Here is a 4,195-nt window from a genome sequence, read left to right as displayed (position 1 = left end):
AACAGGTAGTGGGGCATAGTAGCATGGCTGGACCCAATATTTTGGTATAGTCCTATGGTGTTTACATTTGAGTTATGAACAAAGCACCCTTTTGAAATAATACTTTCAGCTAGTTTGAATTTCACGAGGTTTGCTTGCTTGGTGGATCAAGCGCAATCATAACAGTGATTAGTGATATAAGGGAACAGGGAACAGGGAACAGGGAACAGGGAACAGGGAATCGGGAATCGGGAATCGGGAATCGGGAATCGGGAATCGGGAATAGAGAAGAGGTAGCAGGGCAAAAATTATGTGTACCTCATTAGTATAAAAAGCGCTATAATTGGTGATTAGTAATTATTAATGATTGCTATTGAGAGTCTAACTTGATGATAGTTTAAAAGTCTAAATAGTAAGAGGTGCGACCCGTGGCGAATTTAATTCTTAATAGGTCAAGCGCACCTAAGCAAATTCTGGGCGCTATTTGGCAACTCCTGCAATTCTTTCAACGGCGCAGTGATCAAGTACAACAATCATAAATGCCTCGTCCGGAATAGTTTTATCTTCGCGCTTATTCACTACTTAACCTTATATACCAATCCGTGTAGGAATTGTGAGAATTTTTGTTCCCAGATCCGCTGTTCCCTTTGGTATAGCAAAAATCCCTTGCCTTGTGTACCTCCCCTATGATGGAAGCAAAACAATTCGGAGGATAGGAGATAGTAGGTGAGTTTGGCAAGAATTTGGGCGATCGCAGCTAATGGTTTTCGGGAAGTGATACGCGATCGCGTTTTATATCTGATTGGCTTTTTTGCCCTAACCCTAGGCATAGCCCTGAGGCTGTTACCGGAGGTAGCAGCAACCACACAAGACAAAATTTTTCTGGATTTGGGTCTAGGGGCGATGGGTATCCTGGGTGTAATCGTGGCGGTATTTGTTGGTACCGGGTTGATTAACAAGGAAATCGAAAAGCGTACTGTTTTAGTCTTAATTCCCAAGCCTCTAAGTCGTGCTGAATTTATCATTGGCAAACACTTAGGGTTATCGGGTGTATTGGCTGTGCTGGTTGTGGCTATGACCGCCATTTATCTGCTGGGGTTACGTGTCTCTAGTATTGAATACCCTGTGGTTAGCATCCTGGTTTCGGTGGTTTACCAATTTCTAGAACTGTCTCTAATCACAGCAGTAGCGCTGATGTTTGGTGTCTTTACTAGTTCACTCCTAGCAACCTTACTGACCTTTGGGGTTTATATGATGGGACACTTGAGCCGTGATTTAGTGGAGTTAAGCAAGTTGAGCGAAAACCCTGGCATTGAGCGGATGACTGAAACCCTATACTTGGTTATCCCGGATTTATCACGGCTCAATTTAAAGAATGATGCAGTGTATGGTGTCTTACCTCCGTTCCCAGAACTGTTTTTAAATGGACTTTATGGATTACTTTACATCGTGCTGCTGTTAGCGATCGCTATCCTAATCTTCTGGCAACGGGAGTTTTGATTTATAGCGCTACGCTTAGCGTCAGAAGTCACAAGTCACAAGTCAGAAGTTAGAAGTCAGAAGTCAGAAATCAGAAGCATAATTTTTTTTTCCCTGTTCCCTGTTCCCTGTTCCCTGTTCCCTTTTCCCTGTTCCCTGTTCCCTGTTCCCTGTTCCCAACATAATTATTACAAATGGGTCATCATAGTCAATGGGGATAATGCTAAAAATAAAGAAAATTCCTGATCAAAACCATGCTAGAGCAGAAACTCAAGCAATTAAAAACTATATTTGCTGAGATGGAACGGGCTTTGATTGCCTATTCTGGGGGAGTTGATAGCACGCTAGTTGCTAAAATTGCTTACGATGTTTTAAGCGATCGCGTAATAGCGGTCACTGCTGAATCCCCGTCACTATTACCAGAAGAATTAGAAGACGCTCGCATCCAAGCCGCTACCATTGGCATTACTCATGAGGTTGTCCAAACCCATGAGATGGATAATCCTAATTATACCTCTAACCCGGTCAATCGCTGTTATTTTTGCAAAAGTGAACTCCACGACACTCTCAAACCTCTAGCCCTGGAGCGAGGCTATCCTTATGTAGTAGATGGGGTGAATGGGGATGATTTAAGGGACTATCGTCCAGGGATTCAGGCGGCCAAGGAACGAGGTGCGCGATCGCCTTTAGCAGAAGTGGGGGTAACTAAAGCGGAAGTGCGCCAACTCTCGAAACAATTAGGATTGCCGTGGTGGGATAAACCTGCCCAACCTTGTCTGAGTTCTCGCTTTCCCTATGGGGAAATGATTACAGTAGCTAAGTTACAACGGGTAGGACGAGCAGAGATCTATTTACGGAAGTTAGGTTTCTCCAATTTGAGGGTTCGTTCAGAAGGAGATACCGCACGAATTGAGTTACTACCGGAAGAGATTAAGGAATTTGTGGTAAGGACAGATTTACCGACGTTAGTGGCAGAGTTTCAGGAGTTGGGTTTTGTCTATGTGACCCTGGATTTAGAAGGATATCGCAGTGGGAAATTAAATCAAGTTTTGAGTCAAGATGTGATTAGTATGAACGCTTAATCAGTTTGGCTTTTTGTAAGCTATCAGCTAAAGGCCTTTGGCCACGCGTGCGCGTTCAGCTTATGTGCTACGCACACGCGTGCGCGTTCAGCAGTGAGCAGTCAGCTCTCAGCCTTTGCCTGACTGCTCACTGCTGACTGCTGACTACTGACTGCTGTTGGCGTAGCCTGCGCGTAGCGCATATGCTTACATTCCTCCAGCAGTTGGTCAAAATTACGACAATATACCAATTGTTGGTAGTCATGCCATGCTTGTTTGTTACTGTAGGGAATTCGGATCAATGTTGCTTGCTGAATCTTCTCCATTAATGGACGACGAAGAGATTCGTAGTTAAGGAAAGCATTAGCAATTGCTTGGATATTATCAAGATTATTTTTCTGTACAATATTAGCGATCATGGTAGCTACAACCAGAGCATCTTCCAATCCTTGATTAGCCCCTTGAGCCATGAAAGGAGGCATCCCATGGGCGGCATCACCCACTAAGACAACTCTACCTGAACTCCAGGGAGATAGAGTTTCTGCACGGTGAATGTAATAGGGACGGGATTTGATTTTGACAGGAGAAGATAAAGCCACTAATTGTGTGAGAGCTTTGGGAAAATTAGCGTTTTCCAACTCTCGCAATGCTAAAGCAATCAAGGCACTTCCAGATTTTTCTGTCAACTCTTCCTGGTTTAAAGGAAGATGGAGGAAATACCCAAACTCAGCATTGGGACGACTAAATAAGAGCATCCGTGGGGATTCCATAGAAGCCGAATCCTCTGAAATTTGATCATTAGTGCGATCATTAGTGATGGTGAGAATCCGTTCCTGCTGAAAAAATTTGTTTTCAAGCTCTGTGCTTAGCTCTGGAGGAATATCCGTGATTTTCATACAGAATAGGGCTGCAAATCCGGAATAGTCAGGTCTGGCTAAACCACTGTAGGGACTATCCTTATAAACAATCCGACGAATGGTAGAGTTTATCCCATCTGCAGCAACAACTAGCCTAGCCCGGATTGATTTTTTTTGAAATTGTTGGGGACTATGTTCTGAATTGAAGGAGACTGTATCCTCATCGTTCTGTCTATTTGACCAATGAGCATAGGGATTTGCTTCTATGGCTGCATCTGAAACAAAATCTAGCCGAACATATCCGGTGTTTCCTTCATCAACAACATTGATACAACGATGATTCGCTTTAACCTGTTCAACGGGAAGTTGGTTTCTGAGAGTGGTCTGTAAATCGTACCAAGATATAGAGACTCGACCCTCTCCATAATCCTTGAACCAACTCTCATAGCTAAGAGGAATTGAGTGAATTTGCTCTCCCTTCAAATTTTTGTGAACCCATTGAGGAGAAGTCTTGGGTAGTTTTTGTTTGTTGATTGTTGTTTCGGGATTTTGATTGGCTTGGGCTTTCTGAAAAAACTCCATACCGGTTTGCTTAACTGCTTCGTAAGCAGAAGGCGCTATGTGGTTAAGGGCTTTTAATCCATTGGGCAGAAGATCAATAACCTGACCAACTCTACGAAAGGCACGAGTTTGATCAAGGACTATAAAATTAGATATACCACGCTGCTGTAAGCCAATGGCAGTGGCTAATCCCACTGGACCAGCACCAACTATAACAATATCACAAACGTCTGAAATCCAGTCAAGAAGAAACCCGGA

4 protein-coding genes are annotated in these 4,195 nt (G+C 43.5%); 2 read left to right on the top strand and 2 right to left on the bottom strand.

The annotated features are described in order from the left end of the window. Window positions 1–146: 146 nt before the first annotated feature. Window positions 147–284 (bottom strand): hypothetical protein, encoded by a 138-nt coding sequence (locus tag F6K52_RS33105; RefSeq protein WP_293088865.1) that lies wholly within the window; start codon window positions 282–284, stop codon window positions 147–149. Between the two features lie 421 nt (window positions 285–705). Between F6K52_RS33105 and F6K52_RS33100 the strand changes: the two genes are divergently transcribed. Both F6K52_RS33100 and larE read left to right on the top strand, forming a co-directional pair. Continuing rightward, window positions 706–1,479, top strand: a complete 774-nt coding sequence (locus tag F6K52_RS33100) for an ABC transporter permease (RefSeq protein WP_293088863.1) — start codon at window positions 706–708, stop codon at window positions 1,477–1,479. Between the two features lie 233 nt (window positions 1,480–1,712). Then, a complete protein-coding gene (gene larE / locus F6K52_RS33095) occupies window positions 1,713–2,540 on the top strand; it encodes an ATP-dependent sacrificial sulfur transferase LarE (protein ID WP_293088860.1) in 828 nt (275 codons plus the stop codon). Window positions 2,541–2,641: 101 nt separating this feature from the next. Here the strand turns inward: larE and F6K52_RS33090 are convergent. Then, window positions 2,642–4,195, bottom strand: a 1,554-nt coding sequence (locus F6K52_RS33090; protein ID WP_364420933.1) for an NAD(P)/FAD-dependent oxidoreductase, incomplete at its 5' end; no start/stop codon positions are given.

Source organism: Moorena sp. SIO3H5, assembly GCF_010692395.1.
Lineage (GTDB): Bacteria > Cyanobacteriota > Cyanobacteriia > Cyanobacteriales > Coleofasciculaceae > Moorena.
Note: the sequence above shows the minus strand (reverse complement) of the source record. Positions and strands in the feature narration are given on the sequence as shown.

Bases quoted from the DNA above. Each gene is read 5' to 3' on its own strand.
- larE (WP_293088860.1), top strand. From the start codon at position 1,713: ATGCTAGAGCAGAAACTCAAGCAATTAAAAACTATATTTGCTGAGATG.